We start from the raw sequence: 26,660 nt of genomic DNA, 5'->3' as shown, positions 1-26,660 counted from the left end.
GACGGTACGACACGACGGCTACGGCGCAGGGCGCGATCGGGGGACAAGGTCATGGACCGCACGCAGGGGCAGCCCGAACCGGTGGAGCAGCCCGCGGCGGCGCCCGTGCCCGCCGCGACGGCTGCCGAGGCGCCCGCCCCGGCCGCCGCGGGCTCCGCGCCCGCCGCCGTCGCGCGGATCGTCACCCTCACCGCCGGGGACTTCACGCTCACCGTGAACCCCGTCGACGGCAGCGAGATCGAGCCGCGCCGCCCGGGCACCGGCGGCAGCGCCCCCGCCAAGCGCGACGCCGCCGCCCGCGCCGCCCGGGACGCCGCGGCGCGGCCGCCCGTCCTGCCCGGCCCCGCCGCCCCCCTCCCGCCGCTCATGGCCCGCGACGAGGAGCGGGAGCGCCTCGTACGACTGCTGGGCCGCGGCCGCTCCGTACGGCTGACCGGACCCGCCGGCTCCGGCCGCAGCTCCCTGCTCGACGCGGTCGCCGCCGACTGCGGGCGACTGGCGCCCGACGGCGTCGTCCGGCTGAGCGGGTACGGGCACCAGCAGCCCGGCGAGCTGCTGTACGCGCTGTACGACGCCGTGTACGAGGCCCCCCGCGAGCGCCCCGAGCGGACCCAACTCCTCGCCCGCGTACGGGACATCGGCGCCATCGTGCTCCTCGACGACCTGGAGATGGGCGGCGCCGCCCTCGACGAACTGCTGCGCGCCACCCCCGAGTGCGCCTATCTGCTGGCCGCCACCCCCGAGACCCGCGCCCCCTCCGACGATTCGCACCTGGAAGAGGTCTTCCTCGGCGGCCTCGACCGGGCCGACTGCGTGGCGCTGCTGGAAGCGGGCACGGGCCGGGCGCTGACGGAGGAGGAGACCGCCTGGGCGGGAGACCTGCGGTTCGCCTCCGAGGGGCTCCCGCTGCGCTTCGTCCAGGCGGCGGCCCTGCTGCGCCAGCGCGACGAGCGGAACCGGACCTGGGCCGAGGACGAGCACGACGAGCCCGGGGTCTTCGACGAGCGGCCGCGCGACGCCGAGTTCGTGGCGCTGCCCACGCTGGCCGAGGGCGCGGCCCCCGCCGAGCTGCTGGCCTCCCGGGTCAGCGAGTCGGCGCGGGCGGCGCTGCGGATCGCGAGCGCGCTGGGCGGGGAGCTCCCGCACCACGCCCACCTCCCGGCGCTGGTGGGGGACACCCACGCCGACGCGGCGGTCGCGGAACTGCTGGGCTGCGGACTGCTCACCCCGGTCGGCACCCGCTACCGGCTGGCCGCCGGGGTGCTGCGGCAGCTGGAGGAGGCCGGGTACGGGGACACCGCCGCGGAGGAGGCCCGTACGGCCGCCCGCCACTACGCCTGGTGGACCGGGCACGCCTCGGTGACCCCGGAGCGGGTCGCGGCGGAGGCCGACGCGGTGCTGGCCGCGCTGGCCGGCGCGGACGTGGTGGCCGCCGTACTGCTGGCCCGCACCGCGGCCCCGGCGTTCGCGGCCTCGCGGCACTGGGAGGCGTGGGAGCGGGTGCTGCGCTCGGGCGCCGAGGCCGCGCGCAAGGCCGGGGAGGTCGCGGAACAGGCGTACTTCCACCACGAGCTCGGCGTACTCGCGCTGTGCGAGGGACGCCTGGACCGGGCGCGGGCCGAACTGGAGGCCTCCATAGGCCTGAAGGGCGCACTCGCCGACAAGCGGGGCACGGTGGCGGGGCGGAGGGCGCTCGCGCTGGTCGCCGACCGCGAGAAGGCGGGGGTGGAGGTCTCGCCGCCGCTGCGGCTGGAGCCGCCGGCGCCCGCGCCGGGCGGTGGATCCGCCGAGGCCGTCACGACCGTGATGCCGGTGGCCGCGCCCGGGGCGCCGCCCGTGACGTCCACGGCGTCCACGACGCCCGTGACCCCCGTGGCGCCCACGACGCCCTTGGCGGCCGTGACCCCCGTGGCGGCGGTGATCGGCCGCTCGGATTCCCCGACGAGCCTCACCGAGGTGTTCGAGGAGGCCTTCCCCCTCACGCCGAAGCCCGCGCCGCAGGCGGCGCCCGCGACCGCCTACGCGACCGCGCCGGCGACCCGCCCGCGCCCGCGCCGCAAGCCCGCGCTGCTGGCCGCGGCGGGGGCGCTGACGGTGGTGGCGCTGGGCACGGTGATGGCCCTGGCGATGTCGGGCCCGGACGATCCGCGGAGCCCGGCGGGTGAGGACGGCCCGGCGGTGTCCTCCACGCCGACTCCGGGGGCGTCGGCGCCGGGCGTGACGGACCAGAGCGGGAACGATCCTGCAGCGGGCCCGGGAACCGTGGCCCCCGAAGACCCGGCCCCGGGCTCCCCGGCGTCGACCCTGACACCGGACCCGAACCAGCCGCCGCGGCCCCCGTCGCGCAAGCCGGTCACCCCGCCGCCTTCGCAGAAGCCGTCCCCGGACGGTCCGAGGCCGCCGTCCCCGGACAACCCGAAGCCGCCGTCCCCGGACCCGGTGACGACGCCGCCCACGACGCCGGATCCGACCCCCACCACGACGACCACACCGGCCAGCCCGACGGCGACGCTGTAGCGCCGGCGGGGGCCGCGGCCGTCCGTCAGAACAGGCGGAGCTTGTCGTCCTCGATGCCGCGCAGGGCGTTGTAGTCCAGGACCACGCAGTCCATGCCCCGGTCCGTGGCCAGAACGCGGGCTTGGGGCTTGATCTCCTGGGCCGCGAAAACGCCGCGCACCGGCGCCAGATGCGGGTCCCGGTTCAGCAGTTCCAGGTAGCGGGTCAGCTGCTCGACGCCGTCGATCTCGCCCCGCCGCTTGATCTCCACGGCCACCGTCGCGCCGGAGGCGTCCCGGCACAGGATGTCCACCGGCCCGATCGCCGTCATGTACTCCCGCCGGATCAGCGTGTAGCCGTCGCCCAGCGTTTCGATGCGGTCCGCCAGGAGCTCCTGGAGGTGTGCTTCGACGCCGTCCTTGATCAGGCCCGGGTCGATGCCCAGCTCGTGGGAGGAGTCGTGGAGGACTTCCTCCATGGTGATGATGAGCTTCTCGCCCGCCTTGTTGACGACCGTCCAGACGCCGGCCTCATCCCCGCTCCCCTCCTTGAGGGTGCAGGGGGGCGACATCCAGTTGAGCGGTTTGTACGCCCGGTCGTCCGCGTGGATCGAGACACTGCCGTCGGCCTTCACGAGGATCAGACGGGGTGCCGAGGGCAGATGGGCGGTGAGCCGGCCCGCGTAGTCGACGGAGCAGCGGGCAATGACGAGACGCATGGTCGGCAACGCTACTCGACGAGCGGGCCTGCACGCGATTCGCCCCCGAAAGCCCCGTTCGCCGATGGCGCGTTGTATGCGCATTCTCCTGGTGCGCCACCCATGGGGCGCCTACCGTGGTGAGCGGGAGGTGGCGGAGCGTGCACTCTGCGTCGCGGCCTCCTTCCCTGCCCGTAAGACTCCGGCAACCCGAACCGCCGGGGTCGCGAGAGGAGAACCCATGTCGCTCGACGTCTCACCGGCCCTACTCGAACAGGCCGAGCGAGGCGAGGTCGACGAAGCCGCTTTCGTCGACTGCGTCCGGACCTCCCTGCCCTTCGCATGGGAGATGATCAGCTCGCTGGTGGCCCAGCTGAAGGTGGACGGCGGAGAGTTCGCCGACAACCAGACGCCGCCGCCCGACGAGCAGGCGCGTGGCCAGCTGCTGCGCGCTCTCGCGAGTGACGCGATACGTGGTGCGCTGCAGCGCCACTTCGGGGTGCGCCTGGCGTTCCAGAACTGCCACCGGGTGGCCGTGTTCCCGCTGGATCCCTCGTCGGACGACCGGCTCGCCAAGTTCACTTCGATCCGCGGCCAGCTGCTCAACCAGTCGCCCGAGCTCCGGGACTGCTGACCGACCGTACTCCGCTGCCGCTCCGTATCGGGGGAGGTGATACCGGGGCGGCAGCCTCAACCGAGACGGGGCAGGACCTCGGCGCCGAGGCGCCGTACGTTCTCCTCCGTCGCGGCGAGGTCCCCGGAGCCCTCCGCCAGCAGTGCGAACCGCGTGATGCCCGTCCGTTCCGAGGTGGCCGCCAGCCGGCTCGCCGCCATCCGCGGGGTGCCCACCGGGTGCAGGGCGCACAGCAGCTCCGTGTAGGCGACGGGGTCCCGCATCGCCCGCTCCCGGCCGTCCACCGTGACGTGCGCGTCCAGCCCCTGCTTCAACCAGCCCGGCATCGCCTTCAGCAGGGCCTCGCGGGCGTCCGCCGTACGGTCCGCCAGCTGGCACACGCCCGCCGACACGTGCGGGGCGTGCGGGTCCTGCCCGGCCGCCGCGGCCGTACGCCGGTACAGCGCCACCATCTCCGCCTTGTCCTCGTCCCCGCAGTGCATGCCCAGCAGCATGGGCAGCCCCCGCTCGGCGGCCAGGCGCACCGAGGCGGGCGAGGTGCACGCGACGATCACTTCCGGCCCTGATCCGTCCCCGTCCAGCGCCTCCGACGGGCGCGGTACGACGGCCACTTCGCGGAACCCGTACCGCTCGCCGGCGGCCGCCACCCGCGGCTCGGCCAGCCAGCGGCGCAGCAGGTCCAGCCCCTCCGGGAACTCCTTCTCGTAGGAGTCCAGGCCCCCGCCGAACACCTCCAGGTCCACCCAGGGCCCGCCCCGGCCCACCCCGAGCGTGAACCGGCCGCCCGAGGTCAGGTGCAGCAGCGCCGCCTGCTCCCCGAGGGTCACCGGATGCGTGTTCGGCAGCACGCTCACCGCCGTGCCCACCCGCAGCCGCCGGGTCCGCCCCAGCAGCAGGGCCGCCAGGGTCACCGCCGAGGGGCACACCCCGTACGGGACGAAATGGTGCTCGGCGAGCCACACCGAATCCAGCCCCGCCTCCTCGGCCACCTCCGCGGTCCGCACCGCCCGGTGCAGCGCCTCCCCCTGCCCCTGGCCCGGGAACTGGGCCGCCAGTACAAACGCTCCTACACGCATCGCCTTTACCCTCCTCGTGGCTGACGCGGCCTCCCCCAGGTGGACCGGTTCATCTGATGGCAACAACGTCTGACACGTGCCAAAGGCACGGCCTGACACGAAAGTTATTGGGATAGTCAGGCCACCCGACTGCGGGCGCGTCACCTCCGGCCGCCTCTGTCAGCCACCCTGCGGGTACCCGGCCTCGCTGCGCGTAGTCTGGGAGAAAGTCACTTCCGTTCGCCCCTACGTGAGGTATACGTGTCACCGCGCCACAACCGCCCCAGGGGCGGCGAGACCCCGGACGAACGCCCCAGCACCGGCCTCGACCGGTTCGGGCTGGAGCGCACGGAGGAGTACCAGGGCGAGGAGTGGAAGGTCCGGCACGTCGCGGGCGCGAGCGCGGCGGGCAAGCGCTACCGCTGCCCCGGCTGTGACCAGGAGATCCCCTCGGGCACCCCGCACCTGGTGGCCTGGCCCGAGTACGGCGGCGTGGACGACCGCCGGCACTGGCACAAGGCCTGCTGGAACGCGAAGGACCGCCGCACCTCCAGGGTGCAGCGGTCCAGGAACGCCCCCAAGTACTGACCCCGGTACGGGCACCGGCACCGGCACCAGCACCGGCCCGGCACCGGTACCGGCTCCCGCGTACGGATCACACGTCGCGGCGGCCGACCACCGCGTAGGAGCCCGCCACCGCGGCCCCCGTCACCAGCGCGATCAGCAGCAGCTGGAGGGCGCTTCCGGGCGCGTTCCCGGTGTCGGCGTTCGGCAGGCCGAACAGCCCCATCACGGCGACCGGGGCGTTGTACCGCAGGATGACGCTGCCGAGCGGGGCCAGCGTCTCCCACATGCTGAGCATCCCCCCGACCACCGGCGGCAGCGTGACCAGCCCCAGCATCACCGCGATCGCTCCGGCGGAGTGCCGCAGCATGGCCCCGACCGCGAGGGCGAGGACCCCGAGCAGGGTGACGTAGACGCAGCCGGCCAGTGCCCGGGCCCATTCGCCGCCGCCGTGCGCACCGGCGCCCGCGCCGCCCCGCAGGATCGCGGAGGCCAGGCCCACGGCCGCCACCGACCCGGCGACGGCGGCGAAGGCGACGCCGGCGAAGACGAGGTACTTCGCGGTCAGCACCCGCGCCCGGTCGGGGGCGGCGGTGAACGTCGTACGGATCATGCCCGTGCCGTACTCGGAGCTGATGGTCAGGACGCCGAGCACCATCACGGAGATCTGTCCCACCAGCAGCCCGAACAGCGCGGGCGCCGTGAGCGGCACCTCCTGGAAGTCGGTCGCGCGCGTCTCGGCGACGGCCAGCACGCCGATGCCGACGACGAGCAGCACCAGCGAGCCGAGCGTCCACACGGTCGAGCGCACCGAGATCATCTTCGTCCACTCGGAGGCCACGGCGTGCCCGAGGTGGGGCCGGGGGGTCTCCAGCGGCGAGCTGTAGCTCTTCGGGCGGTTGTCCGAGGAGCTCGCGGCGCTCGTACCGGTCGTGGGGCGCGCGGGGCTCTTGGGGCCGGTCATCGGGTGTCCTCGCGGGTGTCCTTGGAGGTGTTCTGGGCGGCGGTCCGGTCGGCGCCGGCGAGCTCGCCGGGGTCGGCGGGCATCAGGAAGGGCTGCCCGCCCGCGCCGGGCGGCGGGGGAGCGAAGAAGGCTCCCCGCGGCACCTCCGGCGTCCGGAGCTCGTCCTCCCAGGCGGGGACGGTCAGCGGCTCCGGCTCCCAGAGCTCGGCGCGCGGGTCCTCGGTGGAGGTGTACTCCACGTCGGCCTGGGTCATCCGCATGTAGGCCTCCTCCAGCGAGGCCCGGTGCGGGGACAGCTCCCACAGCCGTACGCCGGCCTCGTGGGCGAGGTCGGAGATCCGGGGGAGCTCCAGCCCGGTCACGCGCAGTGTCCCCTCGGGCTCCTGGAGGACCCGGCCGCCGGCTTTGGTCAGGGCTTCACCCAGTGCATCCCGGCCACCGTGATCATTGTCGGCCGCGCGCACCCGCGCGAATCCGGCCGAGTTGTGCGCGATGAATTCCTGGGTGCCCATGTCGGCGAGCAGCCGGCCGCGGCCGATCACGATGAGGTGGTCGGCGGTCAGCGCCATCTCGCTCATCAGGTGTGAGGAGACGAACACGGTGCGGCCCTCGGCGGCGAGCCGGCGCATCAGGGTGCGCACCCAGAGGATGCCCTCGGGGTCGAGTCCGTTGACCGGCTCGTCGAAGAGCAGGACCTGGGGGTCGCCGAGGAGGGCGGCGGCGATGCCGAGCCGCTGGCCCATGCCGAGCGAGAAGCCCTTCGTACGCTGCCGGGAGACGTCCTGGAGGCCGACGACGGCCAGCACCTCGTCCACGCGCTTCTCCGGGATGCCGGAGAGCTGGGCGAGGGAGAGCAGGTGCCTGCGGGCCCGGCGGCCGCCGTGCACGGCCTTGGCGTCGAGCAGGGCCCCGACGTGCCGCTGGGCGTTCGGCAGCTGCCGGAAGGGCAGGCCGTTGATCGTCACGCTGCCCGCCGTGGGACGGTCCAGGCCGAGGATCATGCGCATGGTGGTGGACTTCCCGGAGCCGTTCGGCCCCAGGAATCCCGTCACGTGACCCGGCCTGACCTGGAAGGACAGCTGGTCGACGGCGGTCTTGGCGCCGTAGCGCTTGGTCAGGCCGACAGCCTCGATCATTGCTCTGCCTCTGCTCTGCCCCTTGCCAGGACCGGACGACTTTCGTCCGCGTAAGGGTTAAGAGGATATCGAGTCGCCTACGGTTCCACCCCGGGCCGGATCCCTGAGCTGTCCCTGATCCGACCCGGGGATGACCCGTACGACCTGCGGCGTCCGTCCCGAGGGGGACGGAGCCTCACTCAGGCGTCGCGCTTCTTCAGCACCAGGTACCCGCCGAGCACGGCGGCCAGCACCCACAGCGCCATGATCCCGAAGCCGCCCCACGGTCCGTAGGGGGTCTCCCCGCTGTCCATCGCCCCCGGGACCACCTGCATGATCTTGGAGCCGGCCTGGTCCGGGAAGTACTGGGCGACCTTCCTGGTGGCGCTGACCGCCCCGAGGATCGTCGAGACCAGGAAGAAGAACGGCATCAGGATGCCGAGCGACAGCATCGAGCTGCGCAGGATCGTCGCCACCCCCATCGAGAACAGGGCGATCATGGCCATGTAGAGTCCGGCGCCGATCACGGCGCGCAGCACGTTCGGCTCGTCGATGCCGATGCTGCGCTCACCCAGGATGGCCTGTCCCAGGAAGAAGGACAGGAAGCTGGTGACGAGGCCCACGACCAGCGCGAGGCCGGTGGCCACGATGAGCTTGCCCGCCAGGAAGCTCGCCCGGCGCGGTACGGCGGCCAGCGAGGTGCGGATCATGCCCGAGCTGTACTCGGTACCGACGACCAGCACTCCGAAGACGATCATCGCGAGCTGGCCGAGGGTCATGCCCGCGAAGCTGGCCAGCGTCGGGTCGAAGGTGGCCTGCTGCTCCTGCGGCATGTCCTTGAAGGTGGCGTTGAAGGCGGCGCACAGGCCGGCGCTCACGCCGACCGTGACCACAAGCGCCGCGACCAGGGTCCAGCTGGTCGAGGCGACCGTACGGATCTTGGTCCACTCGGACTTGAGGACGGCGGAGAACGCCATGGTCACTCACCACCCTTGCGCGTCGCCTCGTAACCGGCGCCCCAGGCGGGGACGTCGGCGGGGCGGGCCGGGTTGTCGGCGGCCATGCCGGGGCCGGGCGGCAGGCCCGGGGAACCCGGTGCGTGGGCGTGGTACTCGACGGAGTCCGCCGTCATGCGCATGAACGCTTCCTCCAGTGACGCCCGTTGCGGGCTGAGTTCGTGCAGCACGATCTGGTGCTGCGCGGCCAGCTCGCCGAGCTGTTCCGAGGCCACGCCGTCGATCTCCAGCGTGCCGGTGGCCGGGACGCTGATGGCGTCGATGCCCGCTTCGTGCAGGACGTCCTTGAGCCGCTCCTGCTGGGGCGAGCGGACCCGGACGTAGCTGCGCGAGTTCTCGTGAATAAAATCAGCCATGGACATGTCGGCCAGCAGCTTTCCCTGGCCGATGACGATCAAATGGTCTGCGGTCAGCGCCATTTCGCTCATCAAGTGGGACGAGACGAAGATCGTCCGTCCCTCGGACGCCAGCCCCTTCATAAGATTCCTGATCCAGAGAATTCCCTCCGGGTCCAGACCATTGACGGGCTCGTCGAACATGAGGATCTCCGGATCGCCCAGCAGGGCGGCGGCGATTCCCAGCCGCTGGCACATCCCCAGCGAAAATCCTTTCGACTTCTTCTTCGCCACGGCCGTCAGTCCGACGAGATCCAGTACCTCGGCCACCCGGCTCTCGGGGATCCGGTTCGACTGGGCAAGGCAGAGAAGGTTGTTGTACGCGCTGCGGCCGCCGTGCATGGCTTTCGCGTCCAGCAGTGCCCCGATGTGCTTCAGCGGTTCCGGCAGGTCCCGGTAGTGCTTCCCGTCGATCCGGACCGTGCCACTGGTCGGGTTGTCGAGGTCGAGCATCATGCGCATGGTCGTCGACTTGCCCGCCCCGTTGGGGCCGAGGAAGCCGGTCACCACCCCCGGTCTGACCTGGAAGCTGAGGTGGTCCACGGCGGTCTTCGCGCCGAATCGTTTGGTAAGGCCCTCAAGCTCGATCATGCCGCTCACGCTAGAACGCCCGAGGGCCCCACGCCACCTCAAACAGGTGACATAGGGCCCTCGGGCAGGACGTTCGTCCACGAACCGGTAGACGGCGGCGGTCCGGCCGGCCGACCACCGGTGAACTGCCGGGCGCGGTACCGGGCGTACTAGCGGCTCTGCTGCGCCGGAACGCCGCGGGTGACCGGCTCGTCGTCGACGATCGGGTTGGCCGCGGCGACGGCCGCACCGGTCAGCGTCGCCAGCATCTCGCGGACGTTGGTGAGCTGGGCGTTGATCGAGTCGCGGCGGTTGGTGAGCGCCGCCAGCTCGCGCTCGGACTCGCTGCGGATACGGTCCGCCTTCGCGTTGGCGTCGGCGACGATGTCCTCGGCCTGGCGCTGGGCGGTCTCCACCGTCTGGCGGGCGCGGCGCTCGGCGTCCGTACGGAGCTTCTCGGCCTCCAGGCGCAGCTGCTCGGCGCGGTGCTCGATCTCGGCGAGGCGCTTCTCGGCCTTGGCCTGACGCGAGGCCAGGTCGCGCTCGGACTGCTCGCGGCGCTTGGCCAGGTTGGTCTCGAAGTCCGCGGCGGCCTGGGCGGCCTTGGCGCGGGTCTCCTCGAACAGGGCGTCGGCCTCCTCGCGCTTGGAGGCGGCGTCCTTCTGGGCCTCGGCGCGCAGGGTGGAGGCGTCGCCCTTGGCCTTCTCGACGATGCGGACGCCCTCGTCCTCCGCCTTCGACTTGCGGTCGGCGGCGAACGACTCGGCGTCGTTGCGCACCTGCTGGGCAGCCGACTCGGCGAGCTCGCGGTGCTGCTCGGCCGCGCGACGGGCCTCCTCGCGCAGGTCCTTCGCCTCCTCCTCGGCCAGGCGCAGGATCTTCTCGACCCGGGCACCGAGGCCGGCGTACGACGGCTCGGCGTCGCTCACCTGGGCCTGGGCGTTCTGCGTTTCGAGGTGCAGCTCCTCGATCCGCTTTTCCAGAGAGTTGATACGTCCAAGGGCGCTGTCGCGGTCGGAGACCAGCTTGGTAATGCGGTCGTCCACCTGACCGCGGTCGTAACCACGCCGCACGAGCTCGAAGCCGAAGGGGGAGGAAGTGTCGCTCATGGGGTTCCTGTCGAATGAGACCGATGAGGTGCTACGTGAGGTGTTAGGGGAATCCTAGGCGCCCGAGCGGCGTGTCATCGAGTCAATCCACGTTTGATCTGGACAATGACACCCCTTTTGAGTGGCAAGGCGACAGAATGCTTGTCACTCGTTCGGCTGAATCTTCATCAGGAACACACAACCTGATCGATTGCTAGCCCTCCGACGCCTTGCCACCCGAACGGGTGGAACCGGCTGTGGCTCCGGCCTTCACGCCCCCCGCGCCCTGACCGCCGACCGCCGGCTTTCCGCCGCCCGAAGGCGCCTCGAATGATTCCAACGCCTCAAGAACGTCCTGGACACGGGAGATCTCCGCCTGAATGTCCTCGCGCCTGCGCACCAGGACCTCCAGCTCACGGCGGCCCTCGTCGACCAGCCGCTCGGCCTCCGCCTTCGCCTCGGACAGGGCCTTCTCCGCCTCCCGGGCCAGCTCGGCCTTCTTCTGCTCGGCCTCCTTGAGCAGCGCCTCCGCCTTGCGCACCGCCGCGATGCGCACCTTGCTCGCCTCGCTGCTCGCGTCCGACACCAGCGCCTTGGCCTTCGCCTCGGCCTCGACGCTCTGCTCGGTCGCCGCGCGCACCAGCTTGTCCACGCGCTCGCCGGCCGACTTCATCTGCTCGGCGGACTCCCGGCGGGCCCGCTCGTGCAACTCCTCGACCTCGCCCTCGACGCGGGAGCGCAGCTCCTCCGCCCGCTCCCTTATGGCCGCCGCGTCGCGGCGCGCGCCGACCAGCAGCTCGTCCGCGTCCGTACGGGCCTTCTCCACCAGGGAGTTGCCCTCGACCGTCGCCTCGGAGGAGATCCGCGCGGCCTCCTTGCGGGCCGCGTCGACCATCGCGTCGGCCTGCTCCTCGGCCGCCGTCGTGGCCGCCAGGGCCTGCGCCTGCGCGTCGCTGGTGAGCTTGTCCGCCTCGGCCGCCGCCTCGGTGATGAGCCGGTCCACCTGCTCCGCGGCCTCGCTGCGCCGCTTGTTGGCCTCCTCGCGGGCCTCGTCGAGCAGCCGCTCGGACTCCGCGCGGGCCTCCGTACGGGTGCGCTCCGCCTGCGTCGCCGCCTCGGCCTTGACGCGCTCGGCCTCCGCGCGGGTACGGGTCGCGTGCTCCTGCGCCGAGGCCAGGGCCTCCGAGGCCTCCGCGCGCAGCCGTTCGGCCTCGGACCGGGCCTCGCCGACCGTGCGCTCGTTGTCCTTGCGGGTCTGCTCGGTGAGCTTGTCCGCCTCGGCCGCCGCCTCCGTGATGAGCCGGTCCGCCTGCTCGGCCGCCTCACTGCGCAGCCGGCCCGCCTCGGCGCGCGCGTCGTCGAGCGTCTGCTGCGACTCCCGCTCGGCGCTCGCCAGCGTCTCGTTCGCCGCGACCGTGACCCGGTCGGCCTCCGCGGTGGCCTCGCCGATGATCCGGCCGCCCTCCGCGCGGGCGTCGTCCAGGGTCCGCGCCGCCTCGGCGCGCAGCCGCTCGGCCTCGGCCGCGGCCTCGCCGACCGTGGCCTCGTTGGCCGCACGCGTCTCGTCGACCAGCCGGTCGCCCTCGTTGCGGGCGTCGACCAGGACCCGCGCCGCGTCCCGCTCGGCCGCGGCCAGCATGTCGGACGCCTGCCGGGTGAGCCGCTCGGCCTTCGCCGTCGCCTGCTCGACCGCCGCCTCGTTCGCGGCGCGCGTCTCCTCGGTGAGCCGCTCCGCCTCCGACGCGGCCTCGGTGATGAGCCGGTCCGCCTGCTCCGCGGCCTCGCTGCGCAGCCGATTGGCCTCCGAGCGCGCCTCGTCCAGGGTGCCCGCCGCCTCGGCACGGGTGGCGTCCGCCGCCTCCTGCGCCTCGGTGGTGAGCCGCTCGGCCTCCGCCGCCGCCTCGCCGAGCGTCACGGCGTTCGCCGCCTCGGTCTCGCCGGTCAGCCGCTCTGCCTCCGCCGTCGCCTCCGCGACGATCCGGCCGCCCTCGGCGCGCGCGGCCTCCAGGGACTCCGCCGCCTCGCCGCGGATCCGGTTCGCGTCGTCCCGGGCGTCGGCCCGGGTACGGGCCGCGTCGCGCTCGGCCGCGGCCAGCGCGTCCGTCGCCTCCGTACGCACACGCTGCGCGTACTCGGCGGTGTCGCCCCGCAGCTGCTCCGCCTCGGCGATCGCGTCGCCGACCGTGCGCTCGGCCAGCGCCTTCGCCGCGTCCGTCTCGGCCCGCGCCTCGGTACGGATCCGGTTGGCGTCCTCGGTGGCCCGCTCGCGCTCGTCGTAGGCGTCCGCGCGGACCCGCGCGGCCTCCTCCTCGGCCTCCGTCCTCGTACGCTCCGCCACGTGCTCGGCGGCGCTGCGCAGCCCGGCGATCTCCTCGTCGGCCTCCTCGCGCAGCCCGGCCACGGAGTCGCGCACCTGCTGGGCGGTGGCCTCCGCCGCCGACACCAGCTCCGCGGCGCGCCGCTCCGCCTCCTCGGTCAGGCGGGCCGCCTCGGCCTGCGCCTCCTCGGAGCGCTTGCGGGCCGAGGCCAGCAGTTCCTCGCTCTGCTCGCGGGCCTGGGCCCGCTCGCTGTCCGCGTCCGTCCGGGCCGACGCGAGGGTCTCCTCGGCCTCCCGGCGGCGCCGCGCGGCCTCCTCCTGCGCGGCGGCCAAGGCCTCGGCGGCCTCCGCGGCGACCCGCTCGGCGGCCGCCTTCGCCTCCGCGCGCAGCCGGTCCGCGGTCTCCTGGGCCTCCGCGCGCACCCGCTCCGCCTCGGACTCCGCCTCGCTGCGCAGCCGTACGGCGACCTGCTCGGCCTCCGCGCGGGTACGCCCGGCGTCGTCCGCCGCGTCCGTGCGCAGCTGGTCGGCCTCCGCCTGCGACTGCGCCTGGAGGCTGCGGATCCGCTCGGCCGACTCGGCGCGCAGCCGGTCGGCCTCCTCGGCGGTCTCCCGCCGGATGTTCTCCGCCGCCCCGCGGGCGTCGCGCAGCGTCTGCTCGGCCGTGCCCAGCCGGCTCTCGGCCTCGGCGTGCAGCCGTACGAGCTCCTCCTCGGCCTCCGCGCGCTTCGCCGCGAGGGCCTGCTCGGTCTCCTCGCGCCGCGCCCGCGCCGCCGCGTCCGCCTCGGCCCGTACGGACTCCGCCTGCTCCTCGGCCTCGCTGCGCAGCCGCTCCGCCTCGGCGCGGGTGCGCTCCAGCGTCTCCTCGGCCTGCTTGCGCAAGGTGGTGGCCCGCTCGACGGCCTCGGCGCGGACCCGCTCGCTCTCGGCGCTCGCGCCGCCGCGCAGCTCGTCCGCGTCCGACTTGGCCTTGCCCAGCAGCTCCTCGGCGGTCCGGGCCGCCTCCTCGATCTGCTGGACGGCCTCGCGGCGCGCCTCGCCGCGGATCCGCTCGCCCTCGGCGACGGCCTCGGCGCGCAGCTGCTCCGCCTCGCCGCGCAGCCGCCGGGCCTCCTCCTGGAGTTCGACGGTCCGGGCCCGGTACTCCTCGGTGTCGTCCTTCGCCGCGCCCTTGAGCTCGGCGGCCGTGGCCGCCGCCTGGGCGCGCAGCCGCTCCGCCTCGGACTCGGCCTCGCGGCGGATCCGCTCGGCCTCCTCGGACGCGGCGCGGGTGGTGGCCCGCGCGTCCTCCGAGGCCTTGTTCAGTACGTCCTCGGCGGTGCGGGCCGCCTTCGCCAGCTGGGCGGCCGTGTCCTCGGCCGCCGCCGCGCGGGCCTGCTCCGCGGCCTCCGCGCGCAGTCGCTCCACGCCGGCGCGGGCGTCGGCGAGGGTCTGCTCGGCCTCGGCCTTGAGGACCTCGGCCTCCTTGGTGGCCTCGCCGACCAGCCGGGCCACCTGCTCCTTGGCGGTGCGGGTGCGCTGCTCGTTCACCGACTCCGCCGAGGCGAGCTGCCGGGCGGCGCTCTCCTTGGCGTCCGCGAGGAGCTTCTCGGCCTCGGCGCGCGCGGCGCGCAGGGCGCCGTCGGCCTCCTGGACCCGCTGCTCGGCCACCCGGCCGAGGTCGAGGGTCTGCTGCCGGGTCTGCTCGGCCTCGGCGCTGGTGCTGCTGCGCAGCCGTTCGGCGTGCTCGGTGGCCTCCTGGGCCTGCGCGGAGGCGGCGGTCAGCAGCCGCTCGGCCTCCTTGCGGGCGCGCAGCAGGATCGCCTCGGTCTCCGCGCGGGCGGCCTCGGCGTCGGCGGTCAGCCGGCGGCGGGTCTCCTCGGCGACGCGGGCGGCCTCGGCGCGGGCCGCGTTCAGGGACTGCTCGGCCTCGGCGCGGGACTCGTCCATGAGCCGGCGGGCCTGGGACTCCGTACGGGCGCGCAGCTGCTCGGCCCAGGCCACGTTCTCGTTGACGTGCGCCTCGACGGTCTGGCGGCGCTCGTTGAGCTCCTGGTCCAGCCGCTGGCGGCGGTTGACGGCCTCGGCGTGCAGCTCGGCCTGGAGCCGCGCCTGGTGCTCGGCGTGCTCCTGGAGGATGCGCTGGGTCTGTGCCCGGGCGTCGCGCAGTTCGCGCTCGGCGTCCGAACGCATCTGGTCGGCCTGGATCTGGGCATTACGGAGCAGCTGCTCCGCCTGGTAGCCCATGTCCGCACTGTCGTAGACGGGGCGGGACGCCAGATTGCGGCGCACCTCGTGGAGCTTGGCGCGCAGCACCTCGACTTGGTAGCCGAGGTCTTCGGCGTGCTGGACGGCCTTCCCGCGCTCCTTCTTCAGCCGCTCCATCTCGGCTTCGAAGCGCGAGAGATGGTCGGCTTCAGCCTGATGGCTCTCCTGGCTTTCGTAGCCCCGCACAGCGCGGTCCCATCCGTCCCCTGGTCGCAAGCTCACTCCCAATTGAGCATCGCTCGCCCGCTGAACGACGCCCCCGGGGAATGGTGTCAGATACCGGGGCAGGGGTCACAGGCCCCGACCCCGTCTCCGCACCGAACCCCGGCCGAGCCATGGCCACTCTACCGGCCGGGGAATCGGGCCATCAGTGGTCCGTCAGTGGTCAGGGTTCGAGGTGACCAGTTCGGTGAGGACTCCGTGGCAGTCCTTGGGGTGCAGGAAGGTGATCGAGGAGCCCATCGAGCCCGTGCGGGGCTGGTCGTAGAGGACCCGGACGCCCTTGCCGCGGATGGCCTCCGAGTCGCCGAGGACGTCCTCGGTGCCGAAGGCGATGTGGTGCACGCCCTCGCCGTTCTTGGCCAGCCACTTGCCCACCGCGGAGTCCTCGCGGGTGGGTTCGAGGAGCTGGAGGTAGGAGGCGCCGCCGTCGGAGGTCCCGTTGATCTTGAGCATGGCCTCGCGGACACCCTGCTCCTCGTTGACCTCGGTGTGGAACACCTCGAAGCCGTACGTGGCACGGTAGAACTCGACGGTCTTGTCCAGGTCGAAGCAGGCGATCCCGATGTGGTCGATTCTTGTCAGCATGGGACCAGTGCACCGCTGCGGAGGGCGGTCACGCAACGTGCCAGCGATCACACCGACTGCCCGGTGACGGCGCGGGTACTGCTCAGTACATTCATGTAAACCCTCGTTCACCCTCATCTTCAAGGGGCTGTGCTCCATGTCCGGAACGAACAACACCACGTCAGTGATCGTCGCCGGGGCCCGCACGCCCATGGGGCGGCTGCTCGGCTCGCTGAAGTCCTTCTCCGGTGCCGATCTCGGCGGGTTCGCCATCAAGTCCGCGCTGGAGCGGGCGGGCATCGCCGGTGACCAGGTGCAATACGTGATCATGGGGCAGGTGCTCCAGGCCGGTGCGGGCCAGATCCCTGCCCGTCAGGCGGCGGTCAAGGGCGGCATCCCCATGAACGTCCCGGCGCTCACGATCAACAAGGTGTGCCTCTCCGGCCTCGACGCGATCGCGCTGGCCGACCAGCTCATCCGCGCGGGCGAGTTCGACATCGTGGTCGCGGGCGGCCAGGAGTCCATGACCAACGCCCCGCACCTGCTGCCGAAGTCCCGAGAGGGCTTCAAGTACGGCGCGATCGAGATGCTCGACGCGATGGCCTACGACGGCCTCACCGACGCCTTCGAGCACATCGCGATGGGCGAGTCCACCGAGAAGCACAACAGCCGCCTGGGCATCGAGCGCGCCCCGCAGGACGAGTTCGCGGCCGCCTCGCACCAGCGGGCCGCCGCCGCGCAGAAGAACGGCGTCTTCGAGGCCGAGATCGTCCCCGTCGAGGTCCCGCAGCGCAAGGGCGACCCGGTCCTGTTCACCCAGGACGAGGGCATCCGCGCCGAGACCACGGTCGAGTCCCTCGGCAAGCTGCGCCCGGCGTTCGCGAAGGACGGCACGATCACCGCCGGCACCTCCTCGCAGATCTCCGACGGCGCCGCCGCCGTCGTCGTGATGAGCAAGGCGAAGGCCGAGGAGCTCGGGCTGGAGTGGATCGCCGAGATCGGCGCCCACGGCAATGTGGCCGGTCCCGACAACTCGCTGCAGTCGCAGCCGTCGAACGCGATCCTGCACGCCCTGAAGAAGGAGGGGCTCCAGGTCTCCGACCTGGACCTCATCGAGATCAACGAGGCCTTCGCGGCGGTCGCCGTACAGTCAATGAAGGATCTCGGCGTGACCCCGGAACGGGTGAACGTCAACGGTGGCGCCATCGCCCTGGGCCACCCGATCGGCATGTCCGGCGCCCGCGTGGTGCTGCACCTGGCCCTGGAGCTGGCGCGCCGGGGCGGCGGGACCGGCGCGGCCGCGCTGTGCGGCGGCGGCGGCCAGGGCGACGCCCTGATCGTCCGCGTCCCGAAGAAGTAGCCCCGGGCCCGCCGGACCTTCCCTACCCGAACCGAGGAGCGCAGCACGTATGACGGTGGACGTCCCCCAGCTGGTGGCCCAGGCGCGTGAGGGCAGGCCGAGAGCGGTGGCCCGGCTGATCTCCCTGGTCGAGGGGGCGTCCCCGCAGCTGCGCGAGGTGATGGCGGCCCTGGCCCCGCTGACGGGCGGGGCGTACGTGGTGGGCCTCACCGGCTCGCCCGGCGTCGGCAAGTCCACCTCCACCTCGGCGCTGGTCTCCGCGTACCGCAAGGCGGGCAAGCGGGTCGGCGTCCTCGCCGTCGACCCGTCCTCGCCGTTCTCCGGGGGCGCGCTGCTCGGCGACCGGGTCCGGATGTCGGACCACGCCTCCGACCCGGGGGTCTACATCCGCTCCATGGCCACCCGCGGCCACCTGGGCGGCCTGGCCTGGGCCGCCCCGCAGGCGATCCGGGTGCTGGACGCGGCCGGCTGCGAGGTGATCCTGGTCGAGACGGTCGGGGTCGGCCAGTCGGAGGTGGAGATCGCCTCGCAGGCCGACACCTCGGTGGTGCTGCTGGCGCCGGGCATGGGCGACGGGATCCAGGCCGCGAAGGCGGGCATCCTGGAGATCGGCGACGTGTACGTGGTGAACAAGGCGGACCGGGACGGCGCCGACGCCACCGCCCGGGAGCTCAACCACATGCTGGGCCTGGGCGAGTCCCGGGGCGCGGGCGACTGGCGGCCGCCGATCGTCAAGACGGTCGCGGCGCGCGGCCAGGGCATCGACGAGCTGGTCGAGGCCCTGGAGAAGCACCGGGCGTGGATGGACGAGCGCGGGGTGCTGGCCGAGCGGCGTACGGCCCGGGCCGCCCGCGAGGTGGAGACCATCGCGGTGACGGCCCTGCGGGCCCGGATGGCGGACGTGCGCGGGGACGCGCACCTGGACGCCCTCGCGGCCCGGGTCGCGGCGGGCGAGCTGGACCCGTACGCGGCCTCGGACACCCTGCTGGCGACGCTGACGGAGTCCTGACGCAGGTCCGACGTACGAGAGCCGCGCCCCGGAAGACCGGGGCGCGGCTCTCGTACGTCTGCGGGGCGGACCGGTCAGGCGTTGGGACGCTTGCCGTGGTTCGCCTTCTTCTTCTTGCGTGCTCGCTTCTTGTTGCCGCGCTTGGCCATGACGCCACTCCCTCGAAGATCGGGGTAATCCGGGCGTTCGCCAGTCTAGGGGCGCCCGATCCGCTCCGCACGGGAACCCGCGGACCGGCGCGGGTCAGTTGCCGTCGTCGTCGCCGTCGGAGTCCGACGTGGACACCGTGGCCTTGCCCGAGGCGGCGTCGACGTGCACGTTGGTGGTCTTGTCCCCGGACTGGACCTCGACGTTCCAGTAGCGGGAGCCGTTGTCGTCATCGTCGTCCCATTCCACGGACCGGACCTGGCCGGAGTGGGCGGCGACGGCCGCCTTCATCGCCTGCTGGGCGGTGACCTTCGCGGCGGCGAGGGCCTTGTTCTGGCCGTCGTCGCCGCTGTCGTCGTCCGCGTTCTCGGTGAACACCTTGCCGCTGCGGGTGTCGACCGTCAGCTCCGCGTGCTTGCCGTCCTTGCCGATGACGTCGACGTGCCAGACGGCGCCGTCCTTGTCGACGGAGGACACGACGCCGGGGTACTTCTTCAGCGCGGCGGCGGCCGCGCCCGCGGCGTCGACGTCGGCGCGGACCGCGGCGGCCGCGGGGGCGGTTCTCGCCGCGTCGGCCGTGTGCGCGGCGGCGGCCGCCGCCGGGCCCCCGGCGATCAGGAGCGCGGCCGCGGCCGCGCCGACGCAGGCCTTGTGCTTGGGGTGCATGGCTGACCTCCTCTGGCCGGCCATGCGCTTACGGTTGCTCGGCGGGCGGCCGGCGAGCGAGCGTTACCACCCATTCTCCGGGCGGCCGCGGCGGACGGCACCCCGGACGGGCCGCCGCGGCACCGCCGCCCCGCCCGGGTCAGGCCTTGCCGCGCTCGTCGCGCAGGTGGTTCGCGACCGGCTCCAGCGAGGCGCGCAGCGCCGCCAGGGCCTCCGGCGGCAGCAGGTCGATGAAGTGCCGGCGGACGGACGCCACGTGGTGCGGGGCGACCTTCCGCATGAGCTCCATGCCCTCGTCGGTCAGGACGGCGTACAGCCCCCGGCGGTCGGATTCGCAGTTCACCCGGACGACCAGGCCCGCGGTCTCCATGCGGGTGATCTGGTGGGACAGCCGGCTCTTGGACTGCAGCGTCGACGTCGCGAGATCGCTCATCCGCATCCGGTGGCCCTCGGACTCCGAGAGGTTCACCAGGATCTCGTAGTCGTTGTTGGTGAGTCCGAAGGGCTGGAGATCCTTTTCCAGCTGGTGCATCAGCAGCCGGCTGACGTCCAGATGGGTGCGCCAGGTGCACTGCTCGGCCTCGGTCAGCCAGCGTGTGGCCGTCTCGGTCTCCATGGTCTCCATGACTGAACTCTACCTAAGAAGTTGAATTACGTACAAAAATGGATGGCGGAATACGTCAGAGTCCCAGGCGCCGCTGGATGTCACCCAGCTGCCCCGGCATCCTCGGCACGCCCAGCTGGCCCAGCGGCCCCTGCTGTCCGTGGCCGCCGCCGTACCCGGCCCCGGGTACGCCCGCCGACTCCGCGCCGGCGCCGACGGTCCCGATCGCCTGCTCCGCCATCAGCATCTCCGAGGACTGCAGGAGCACCGTCCCGGCCCCGACGAACTCGAACTGGTGTTCCTCGCCGGAGCTGCCGCCGAGGCCCGTCAGCGAGCGCAGCCCGCCGATGACACCCGACATGTAGCCGTGGTCGTAGTGGTGGCAGGGGGAGGGGCAGTCCGCCCAGCCCACCAGCGCCTGCGGGTCCACGCGCAGCGGCGGCTCCATGAACACCACCGGTCCGTTGGACGCCGCCACGAACTTCCCGGTTCCGATCAGGGTCAGGAACCCCGGCACGATCGACTGCTTCAGGGCGAGCGAGGGCTGGTAGGCCAGCAGGTTGCCCGACCTGATCGTCAGGTTCCCGTTGTCCAGGTCGTACGAGTTCACGTCGAACGCCCGGTCGGCCAGCAGCATCTTGCCCGAGCCCTCGGCCACCACCCAGTCGGCGGCGTGCATCGGCGAGTGGAAGCTCGTGCGCAGGAGCCGGTCGAAGCGGCCGTTGCCGACGCCGTTGAACTCGACGCGCCCGTAGTAGGCGATCATCTTGCCCTTCTGCAGGAACCACTGGCTCCCCTTGAGCTCCACGCAGAAGGTGTAGGCGTTCACGTTGTCGTCGGAGGGCAGGGTGTGCGGGTCGAAGACCGTCGGGCCTCCCGGGCCGCCGATCACGGGACCAAAGTTCACAGCTTCTCCTCCGAGGCCTGCACGTACACCGCTCCCTGGCCCGACAGCTCCAGCTGGAACGCCTCGCCCGAGCCGCGCCCCACCATGTCCCGCCAGCCGAGCGCGGTGGAGAGCTTGTTCCTGACGTCCCCGTGGTGGGCCACGTACGCCTGCGGGTCGACGTGGACCGGCCGGTTCGGGGTGATGGGGAGCTCGATGACCCCGCCGTGGGCCATCACGGCCACCGAGCCGTGCCCCTTGAGGGTGGTGGTGAACAGGCCCTGGCCGGTCACCTGGCCGCGGACCATGCCCATGACACCGCCCTGCGAGCCCATGAACATCGTGCCCTGCTGGAGCGTGCCGTCGAAGGCGAGCAGCCGGTCGGCCTCGACGTACAGGGTCTCGCCGGTCAGGTTGATCACCTGGATGTGGTGGCCGCCGTGGCCGAACATCACGGTGCCGCTGCCCTCGACCGACATCAGCGGGGTCTGCTCGTTCGCCACGCGGCGCCCGATCATGCCCATCACCCCGCCCTGACCACCGGTCAGGCTCGGGGTGAAGGAGACGTCCCCGCGGTAGGCGAGCATCGCGCCGCGCTGGCTGAACATCCTCTGCCCCGGGATCACCTGGGCCTCGACCATCTTCGAGTTGATCTCGCGGAACGGCATCAGATGTCGCCCCCGATGGTGTTGCGCTCGCTGGGCTGCACGTAGACCAGGCCCTCGCCCTCGAAGCGGATCTGGAACGCCTCGCCCGAGCCCTCGCCGATCAGCGTGCGGAAGGTGATCCCGGACTGGAAGGACTGCTGGAGGTTGCCGGTGTGCGCGATGTACGCCCCCGGGTCGACGGAGAGCGGGTACTGGGCGCTGACGCGCAGCACCACCGCCGGCCCGTCGGACATGATCGCCGCCTGCCCGTTGCCCTCGACGGTGGTGGTGAACAGGCCGTTGCCCGTCGCCCCGCCGCGCAGGCCGGTGAAGGTGGTGCCGGTGCGCAGGCCGGCGTCGGTGCACAGGAGGTTGCTGGACTCCACGTACAGCTTCTCGCCGCGCAGGTTGACCAGATTGATTTCGCTCGCGCGGTCGGCGAAGAAGCAGGTGCCGTGCCCCTGCACTTCCATCACGGTCATCTGCTCACCCGTCAGCCGACGGGTCACCATGCCGCGCAAACCTTCGCCGCCGCCGGTCATCTTCTTGAAGGCCATCTGACCGTCGTACGCGACCATGGAGCCGTTCTTCGCTTTCACGGCATCCCCGGTCAGGTCGACGGCGAGCACCTTGCTGCCTTGGAGTCGGAACTGAGCCACGGGATGACGTTATCGGCACCGGGCGGAGGCGAACAGGGCCCGGTGGCCGATATCCGGCGACTGCGGCATCCCGCACACCCCGGACACCCGCCGCCCACCCCGCCGCGGCGGCCCCGCCGCAAGATCCGGCAGGGCGGCTGAGAGACTGGAACGGACCCCCGGCCACCACCTCGAAGGCTCATCGTGGACATCAAGACCGCTTCCGCCCTGCACCGGCTGCGCCTCATCTCCGTCCCGGAGGCGCTGTCGTTCCCGGCCCTGCTGATCTTCGGATCGGTGCTGAGCCGGATCTCCGACATCGACTACCTGATGATGCCGCTCGGCATCCTGCACGGGATCCTGTTCGTGATCTACGCGCTCTTCCTGCTGGACGTGTGGAACAAGGCGAAGTGGCCGGTCAAGAAGGTCGCCCTGTTCTTCCTGCTGGCGCTGCTGCCCTTCGGCGGCCTCTACGGCGACAGGCTCCTCAAGCGCGAGGAGGCCGACAGCGTCATGGCGGCCCGCGCCCGGCGCGAGGCGGCGAACGCAGCGTGATCGTCGCGTTCTCGGTGACCCCGCTGGGGGTCGGTGAAGAGGTCGGCGAGTACGTGGCCGACGCGGTGCGCGTCGTACGGGAGTCGGGGCTGCCGAACCGCACGGACGCCATGTTCACCTCGGTCGAGGGGGAGTGGGACGAGGTGATGGACGTGGTCAAGCGCGCGGTGGCGGCCGTGGAGGAGCGGGCGCCGCGGGTCTCGCTGGTCCTCAAGGCCGACATCCGCCCCGGGGTGGCCGACGGGCTGACGTCCAAGGTGGAGACGGTGGAGCGCCACCTGGCCTGATCCCCCGTTCGGCCGAGCCCCGTTCGACACGCCCAGGGTTTGTCACCTTTTGTGGTGATGTAAACCCTGGGCTTCGAGCACTGGAGGGGCCGTGCGGCCGGAAGGCTTCGACTACGAGACCCACAGCCTGCTCGCCGGCCCGTTCGCGGAGCCGGACCGCACCGCCGCCGCCCCCTACCGGGTGGCCTACCGCTCCCTGTTGTCGCGCGAGGAGCCGCGCGCCCGAATACGCGCCGTGCTCCTGATGGCCCTGGCCCCCCTCGCCGCGGCCGGGCTGCTGCTCTACCTCGTCTGGCCCACGCACCGGACCGTCCGCGAGGGCGGCGAGCGCTGGCTGATCCGCCTCGACGCCGTGATGCTCGGCTCCATCGCGCTGATCATGCTCTTCATGCTGGTCAACGTCGTGTCGGTGGCCCACGCCACGATGGTCGCCCGCGATCCCGTACCGGTCCCGCCCGAACCCGGCACCAAGGTCGCCTTCCTGACCACGTACGTCCCCGGCAAGGAACCGCTGGAGACGGTGCGGGCCACCCTCCTCGGGGCGGTCGCCCTGCGCCACGACGGCCCGCTCGACGTATGGCTGCTCGACGAGGGGGACGATCCCGAGGTCCGGGCCCTGTGCGCGGAGCTCGGGGTACGGCACTTCACCCGCAAGGGCGTCGCCGGCTGGAACACCCGCGAGGGCCCCCACCGGGAGCGGACCAAGCACGGCAACTACAACGCCTGGCTGGTCGCGCACGGGGACGACTACGAGTTCTTCGCCTCCGTCGACACCGACCACGTCCCGCTGCCGAACTTCCTGGAGCGGATGCTGGGCTACTTCCGCGACCCGGACATCGCCTTCGTCGTCGGTCCGCAGGTGTACGGCAACTACACCGGGGTCGTCACCAAGGCCGCCGAGTCCCAGCAGTACCTCTTCCACGCGCTGATCCAGCGCGCCGGCAACCGCTACGGCGCCCCCATGTTCGTCGGCACCAACAACGCCGTGCGGATCAGCGCCCTCCGGCAGATCGGCGGGCTCCAGGACTCCCTCACCGAGGACATGGCCACCGGCTTCGAGCTGCACCGCCGGCGCAATCCGGCCACCGGGCGGTTCTGGAGGTCCGTCTACACCCCCGACGTGCTCGCCGTCGGCGAGGGCCCGGCCTCGTGGACCGACTTCTTCACCCAGCAGCTGCGCTGGTCGCGGGGGACGTACGAGACCTTGCTGCGCCAGTACTGGAAAGGCTTCCACCGGATGCCCCCGGGGCGGGCCCTCAACTACACGCTGATGCTCGTCTACTACCCCATGACGGCCGTCAACTGGCTCCTCGGCGTCCTCAGCTGCGTCCTGTTCCTGTGGTTCGGCGCCTCCGGCACCCAGGTCTCCTCCGAGGTCTGGCTCATGCTCTACACCGACGCCGCCGCCCTCCAGGTGGGGCTCTACCTCTGGAACCGCCGGCACAACGTCTCCCCCCACGAGCCCGACGGCTCCGGCGGCCTGGCCGGCATGGCGATGTCCGCGATCTGCGCCCCCGTCTACCTCGCCTCGCTCACCTCGGCGTTGCTGCGCACCCGGGGAGCCTTCGTCGTCACCCCCAAGGGCGGCGACGCCAGCCCCGACCGGGTGGCGACCTTCCGGATCCACCTCGGCTGGGCCGCCGTCCTGGCCCTCTCCCTCGCCGCCTCGGTCCGCCTCGGCCACACGCACGCGGCCATGCGCACCTGGGCGGTGCTCGCCCTGCTCATCGCCCTCGCGCCGGTCGCCGTACGGGCCTGGACCCTGCTGCGCGAACGCCGGGCCGCGGCCGCCGCCCCCGCCCGGACAGCCGGACCGCTGGACCTCGGGCTCGGCCACGGGCCGGGCGAGGAGCCGGAGCCGGCCTTCGCGACACCGACGGGAGGCAGCTGACCCATGGGCTACCGGCCCTCCAAGCAGTTCAAGAACACCGTGCTGGGCACCGGGGCCGTGGTGGTGCTGGCCGCGCTCAACGCCCCCGCCGCGCTGTCCTTCGCCCAGGAGCGCTACCACTCGTACAAGATCGGGCAGTCCAGCTACAAGATCCAGTACGGCTCGTGGGGGCAGGTCCGCCTCCCCGAGGAATACCGGATCAACGCGATGCACGCGGCCCTGCTGCACACGGGCAAGGTGCTGCTGATCGCCGGTTCCGGCAACAACCAGAAGAAGTTCGACCAGGGCACCTTCGACACCGTCCTGTGGGACCCGAAGGACGACAGCTTCAAGAAGATCCCGACGCCCGAGGACTTCTTCTGCTCGGGCCACGGCCAACTGCCCGACGGACGGCTGCTGGTGGCGGGCGGCACCGCCCGGTACGAGGTCCTCGACGGCAAGGTGACCCGCGCGGGCGGCGGCATGCGGGTCAAGAACGAGAACCCCGACAAGGCGGCCCGGCTGAAGAAGGGCACCCGGTTCCGGTCCCCGTCCGGGGTCGAATACGTCTCGAAGTTCGACGTCACCGTGCCCAGGGCCACGCGCGAGTTCGAGATCACGTACGGGAAGAAGGGGCACCTGAAGCCCTGGCGCAGCAAGGTGGTCGCCTCGGAGGCGCGGGTCTTCGTCGAGGCGGTGGAGGCGGGCGCCGGGGGACTGACGACCGAGGCCGCCCAGTACCGGGTCCTCGGCCTCAAGGGGAAGGACGCCGACAACGTCTACGGGCTCGCGGAGCGCCTCAGCGTCGAGAAACAGGACTTCCAGGGCATCAGGTCGGCGTACGAGTTCGACCCGAGGGCCGAGAAGTACGTCCCCGTCGACCCGATGAAGGACGCCCGCTGGTACCCGACGCTGGTGGCCCTCCAGGACGGGCGGGTCCTCGCGGTCTCCGGGCTCAACGACGTGGGGGACGTGGTCCCCGGTGACAACGAGTACTACGACCCGAAGACGAGGAAGTGGACCCGCGGCCCCTCCCGCTACTTCCCGACCTACCCCGCGCTCTTCCTCATGCAGGGCGGCAAGCTGCTCTACACCGGCTCCAACGCGGGCTACGGGCCGGCGGACAAGGGGCGCGAGCCCGGCGTGTGGGACCTGCGGACCAACACGTTCCGGAAGGTCGGGGGGCTGGCCGAGCCCGACCGGCTGGAGACCTCCTCCTCGGTGCTGCTGCCACCCGCCCAGGACCAGCGGGTGATGGTGCTGGGCGGCGGAGGGGTCGGCGAATCGAAGCTGTCGTCGAGCCGGACGGCGATCGTGGACCTCAAGGAGGACACCCCGGTCTTCCGGTCCTCCGCGCGGCTGCCGCAGGGCACCCGGTACCTGAGCAGCGTGCTGCTGCCGGACGACTCCGTGTTCACCACGGGCGGCTCCCGCGACTACCGCGGCCGGGGCGCCAGCGACGTGTACAAGGCGCAGTTCTACTACCCGCGCACCGACTCCTTCGTGGCCGCCGCCGATCCGACGGTGGGCCGCAACTACCACTCCGAGGCACTGCTGCTGCCCGACGGGCGGATCGCGACCTTCGGCTCCGACCCGCTCTTCGCGGACAAGGACAACACCCGGCTCGGCAAGTTCGAGCACCGGCTGGAGGTGTACTCGCCGCCCTACCTGTACCGGAACCCGGGGCTGCGGCCGGCCCTGGGCTCCGGACCGGCCCAGGTGGGCCCGGACGGGCGGGCCACGTTCGCGGCGGCGCACCCGGAGCGGATCCGGCGGGCCCGGCTGATGCGGCCCAGCGCGGTCACGCACACCACGGACGTGGAGCAGCGCTCGATCGAGCTCGGGCTGACGCGGGGGGCGGGGTCGGTGACGGTGGACGTGCCGAAGGATCCGTCGCTGGTGCCGCCGGGCTGGTACATGCTGTTCGTGACGGACGCCGACGGCACGCCCTCGCGGGCGAAGTGGATCCAGGTACGGGAGCCGGAGCGGCCTTCCGCGGAGCCGCCATCGGCGCAGGCGCGGGAGCCGGGCGAGTAGGGGAGGGCCG

Annotated in this window: 24 protein-coding genes; 9 read left to right on the top strand and 15 right to left on the bottom strand. The window is 72.5% G+C overall.

Annotation, left to right across the window (positions count from 1 at the left end):
• Window positions 1-51 precede the first annotated feature (51 nt).
• A complete protein-coding gene (locus CP980_RS10550) occupies window positions 52-2,517 on the top strand; it encodes an ATP-binding protein (protein WP_167535819.1) in 2,466 nt (821 codons plus the stop codon).
• 25 nt (window positions 2,518-2,542) lie between these two features.
• Here CP980_RS10550 and nucS read toward each other — a convergent pair whose 3' ends face one another.
• Entirely contained in the window at window positions 2,543-3,214 is a 672-nt protein-coding gene (nucS, locus tag CP980_RS10545) for an endonuclease NucS (RefSeq protein ID WP_030857179.1), read from the bottom strand.
• 220 nt (window positions 3,215-3,434) lie between these two features.
• On the opposite strand from nucS, the gene CP980_RS10540 reads away from it, so the two are divergent.
• Window positions 3,435-3,827 (top strand): SCO5389 family protein, encoded by a 393-nt coding sequence (locus tag CP980_RS10540; protein ID WP_030153794.1) that lies wholly within the window; start codon window positions 3,435-3,437, stop codon window positions 3,825-3,827.
• Window positions 3,828-3,883: 56 nt separating this feature from the next.
• Here the strand turns inward: CP980_RS10540 and CP980_RS10535 are convergent, their stop codons facing one another.
• Window positions 3,884-4,903, bottom strand: coding sequence for an LLM class flavin-dependent oxidoreductase (locus CP980_RS10535; RefSeq protein ID WP_150528046.1), 1,020 nt, complete (start codon window positions 4,901-4,903; stop codon window positions 3,884-3,886).
• 240 nt (window positions 4,904-5,143) lie between these two features.
• Here CP980_RS10535 and CP980_RS10530 point away from each other — a divergent pair, with 240 nt between their 5' ends.
• Window positions 5,144-5,470, top strand: a complete 327-nt coding sequence (locus CP980_RS10530) for a hypothetical protein (protein ID WP_053784706.1) — start codon at window positions 5,144-5,146, stop codon at window positions 5,468-5,470.
• Window positions 5,471-5,537: 67 nt separating this feature from the next.
• Here CP980_RS10530 and CP980_RS10525 read toward each other — a convergent pair whose 3' ends face one another.
• From CP980_RS10525 to mce, 7 genes are all read right to left on the bottom strand, one after another.
• A complete protein-coding gene (locus tag CP980_RS10525) occupies window positions 5,538-6,410 on the bottom strand; it encodes an ABC transporter permease (protein WP_150528045.1) in 873 nt (290 codons plus the stop codon).
• Window positions 6,407-7,546: an ABC transporter ATP-binding protein gene (locus tag CP980_RS10520; protein WP_132756821.1), complete on the bottom strand. Its 1,140-nt coding sequence runs from the start codon at window positions 7,544-7,546 to the stop codon at window positions 6,407-6,409. Before CP980_RS10520 ends, CP980_RS10525 begins: the two co-directional genes overlap by 4 nt.
• A 179-nt stretch (window positions 7,547-7,725) precedes the next feature.
• Window positions 7,726-8,502: an ABC transporter permease gene (locus CP980_RS10515; RefSeq protein ID WP_099889424.1), complete on the bottom strand. Its 777-nt coding sequence runs from the start codon at window positions 8,500-8,502 to the stop codon at window positions 7,726-7,728.
• 2 nt (window positions 8,503-8,504) lie between these two features.
• Window positions 8,505-9,527 carry an ABC transporter ATP-binding protein gene (locus tag CP980_RS10510; RefSeq protein ID WP_150530192.1) on the bottom strand — a complete coding sequence of 341 codons (1,023 nt, stop codon included), beginning with the start codon at window positions 9,525-9,527 and terminating at the stop codon, window positions 8,505-8,507.
• A 149-nt stretch (window positions 9,528-9,676) separates the two neighbouring features.
• Complete coding sequence (locus CP980_RS10505; RefSeq protein WP_030153801.1) at window positions 9,677-10,615, bottom strand: coiled-coil domain-containing protein; 939 nt, start codon at window positions 10,613-10,615, stop codon at window positions 9,677-9,679.
• Between the two features lie 193 nt (window positions 10,616-10,808).
• Window positions 10,809-15,344, bottom strand: coding sequence for a polarized growth protein Scy (gene scy / locus CP980_RS10500; protein ID WP_189998464.1), 4,536 nt, complete (start codon window positions 15,342-15,344; stop codon window positions 10,809-10,811).
• 192 nt (window positions 15,345-15,536) lie between these two features.
• The gene (gene mce / locus CP980_RS10495; RefSeq protein ID WP_150528044.1) at window positions 15,537-15,965 is read right to left on the bottom strand and encodes a methylmalonyl-CoA epimerase; all 429 of its coding nucleotides are present in this window, start codon (window positions 15,963-15,965) and stop codon (window positions 15,537-15,539) included.
• A gap of 136 nt (window positions 15,966-16,101) precedes the next feature.
• Here mce and CP980_RS10490 point away from each other — a divergent pair, with 136 nt between their 5' ends.
• Both CP980_RS10490 and meaB read left to right on the top strand, forming a co-directional pair.
• Window positions 16,102-17,304 (top strand): acetyl-CoA C-acetyltransferase, encoded by a 1,203-nt coding sequence (locus CP980_RS10490; RefSeq protein ID WP_099889422.1) that lies wholly within the window; start codon window positions 16,102-16,104, stop codon window positions 17,302-17,304.
• Between the two features lie 49 nt (window positions 17,305-17,353).
• Window positions 17,354-18,313, top strand: coding sequence for a methylmalonyl Co-A mutase-associated GTPase MeaB (meaB, locus tag CP980_RS10485; RefSeq protein WP_099889421.1), 960 nt, complete (start codon window positions 17,354-17,356; stop codon window positions 18,311-18,313).
• A 74-nt stretch (window positions 18,314-18,387) separates the two neighbouring features.
• Here the strand turns inward: meaB and CP980_RS36710 are convergent, their stop codons facing one another.
• From CP980_RS36710 to CP980_RS10450, 6 genes are all read right to left on the bottom strand, one after another.
• Window positions 18,388-18,462 (bottom strand): 50S ribosomal protein bL37, encoded by a 75-nt coding sequence (locus tag CP980_RS36710; RefSeq protein ID WP_099895366.1) that lies wholly within the window; start codon window positions 18,460-18,462, stop codon window positions 18,388-18,390.
• 94 nt (window positions 18,463-18,556) lie between these two features.
• The gene (locus tag CP980_RS10475) at window positions 18,557-19,126 is read right to left on the bottom strand and encodes a PepSY domain-containing protein (protein ID WP_150528043.1); all 570 of its coding nucleotides are present in this window, start codon (window positions 19,124-19,126) and stop codon (window positions 18,557-18,559) included.
• Window positions 19,127-19,265: 139 nt separating this feature from the next.
• Window positions 19,266-19,742 carry a MarR family winged helix-turn-helix transcriptional regulator gene (locus CP980_RS10465; RefSeq protein WP_099895365.1) on the bottom strand — a complete coding sequence of 159 codons (477 nt, stop codon included), beginning with the start codon at window positions 19,740-19,742 and terminating at the stop codon, window positions 19,266-19,268.
• Between the two features lie 64 nt (window positions 19,743-19,806).
• Entirely contained in the window at window positions 19,807-20,637 is an 831-nt protein-coding gene (locus CP980_RS10460) for an AIM24 family protein (protein WP_373312829.1), read from the bottom strand.
• Window positions 20,634-21,284 carry an AIM24 family protein gene (locus CP980_RS10455; protein WP_099889418.1) on the bottom strand — a complete coding sequence of 217 codons (651 nt, stop codon included), beginning with the start codon at window positions 21,282-21,284 and terminating at the stop codon, window positions 20,634-20,636. The genes CP980_RS10460 and CP980_RS10455 overlap by 4 nt, the downstream gene beginning before the upstream one ends.
• Window positions 21,284-21,922 carry an AIM24 family protein gene (locus CP980_RS10450; RefSeq protein WP_150528042.1) on the bottom strand — a complete coding sequence of 213 codons (639 nt, stop codon included), beginning with the start codon at window positions 21,920-21,922 and terminating at the stop codon, window positions 21,284-21,286. Before CP980_RS10450 ends, CP980_RS10455 begins: the two co-directional genes overlap by 1 nt.
• A 183-nt stretch (window positions 21,923-22,105) precedes the next feature.
• On the opposite strand from CP980_RS10450, the gene CP980_RS10445 reads away from it, so the two are divergent.
• The 4 genes from CP980_RS10445 (at window position 22,106) to glxA (ending at window position 26,650) form a co-directional block, all read left to right on the top strand.
• On the top strand, window positions 22,106-22,456 hold the full coding sequence (locus CP980_RS10445) for a DUF3817 domain-containing protein (RefSeq protein ID WP_150528041.1): 351 nt from the start codon (window positions 22,106-22,108) through the stop codon (window positions 22,454-22,456).
• Complete coding sequence (locus CP980_RS10440) at window positions 22,453-22,743, top strand: MTH1187 family thiamine-binding protein (protein ID WP_099889415.1); 291 nt, start codon at window positions 22,453-22,455, stop codon at window positions 22,741-22,743. Before CP980_RS10445 ends, CP980_RS10440 begins: the two co-directional genes overlap by 4 nt.
• 91 nt (window positions 22,744-22,834) lie before the next feature.
• The gene (locus tag CP980_RS10435; RefSeq protein ID WP_150528040.1) at window positions 22,835-24,634 is read left to right on the top strand and encodes a glycosyltransferase family 2 protein; all 1,800 of its coding nucleotides are present in this window, start codon (window positions 22,835-22,837) and stop codon (window positions 24,632-24,634) included.
• A 3-nt stretch (window positions 24,635-24,637) separates the two neighbouring features.
• A complete protein-coding gene (gene glxA, locus CP980_RS10430; protein ID WP_150528039.1) occupies window positions 24,638-26,650 on the top strand; it encodes a radical copper oxidase GlxA in 2,013 nt (670 codons plus the stop codon).
• Window positions 26,651-26,660 lie beyond the last annotated feature (10 nt).

It is taken from the genome of Streptomyces vinaceus (assembly GCF_008704935.1).
GTDB lineage: Bacteria > Actinomycetota > Actinomycetes > Streptomycetales > Streptomycetaceae > Streptomyces > Streptomyces vinaceus.
Note: the sequence above shows the minus strand (reverse complement) of the source record. Positions and strands in the feature narration are given on the sequence as shown.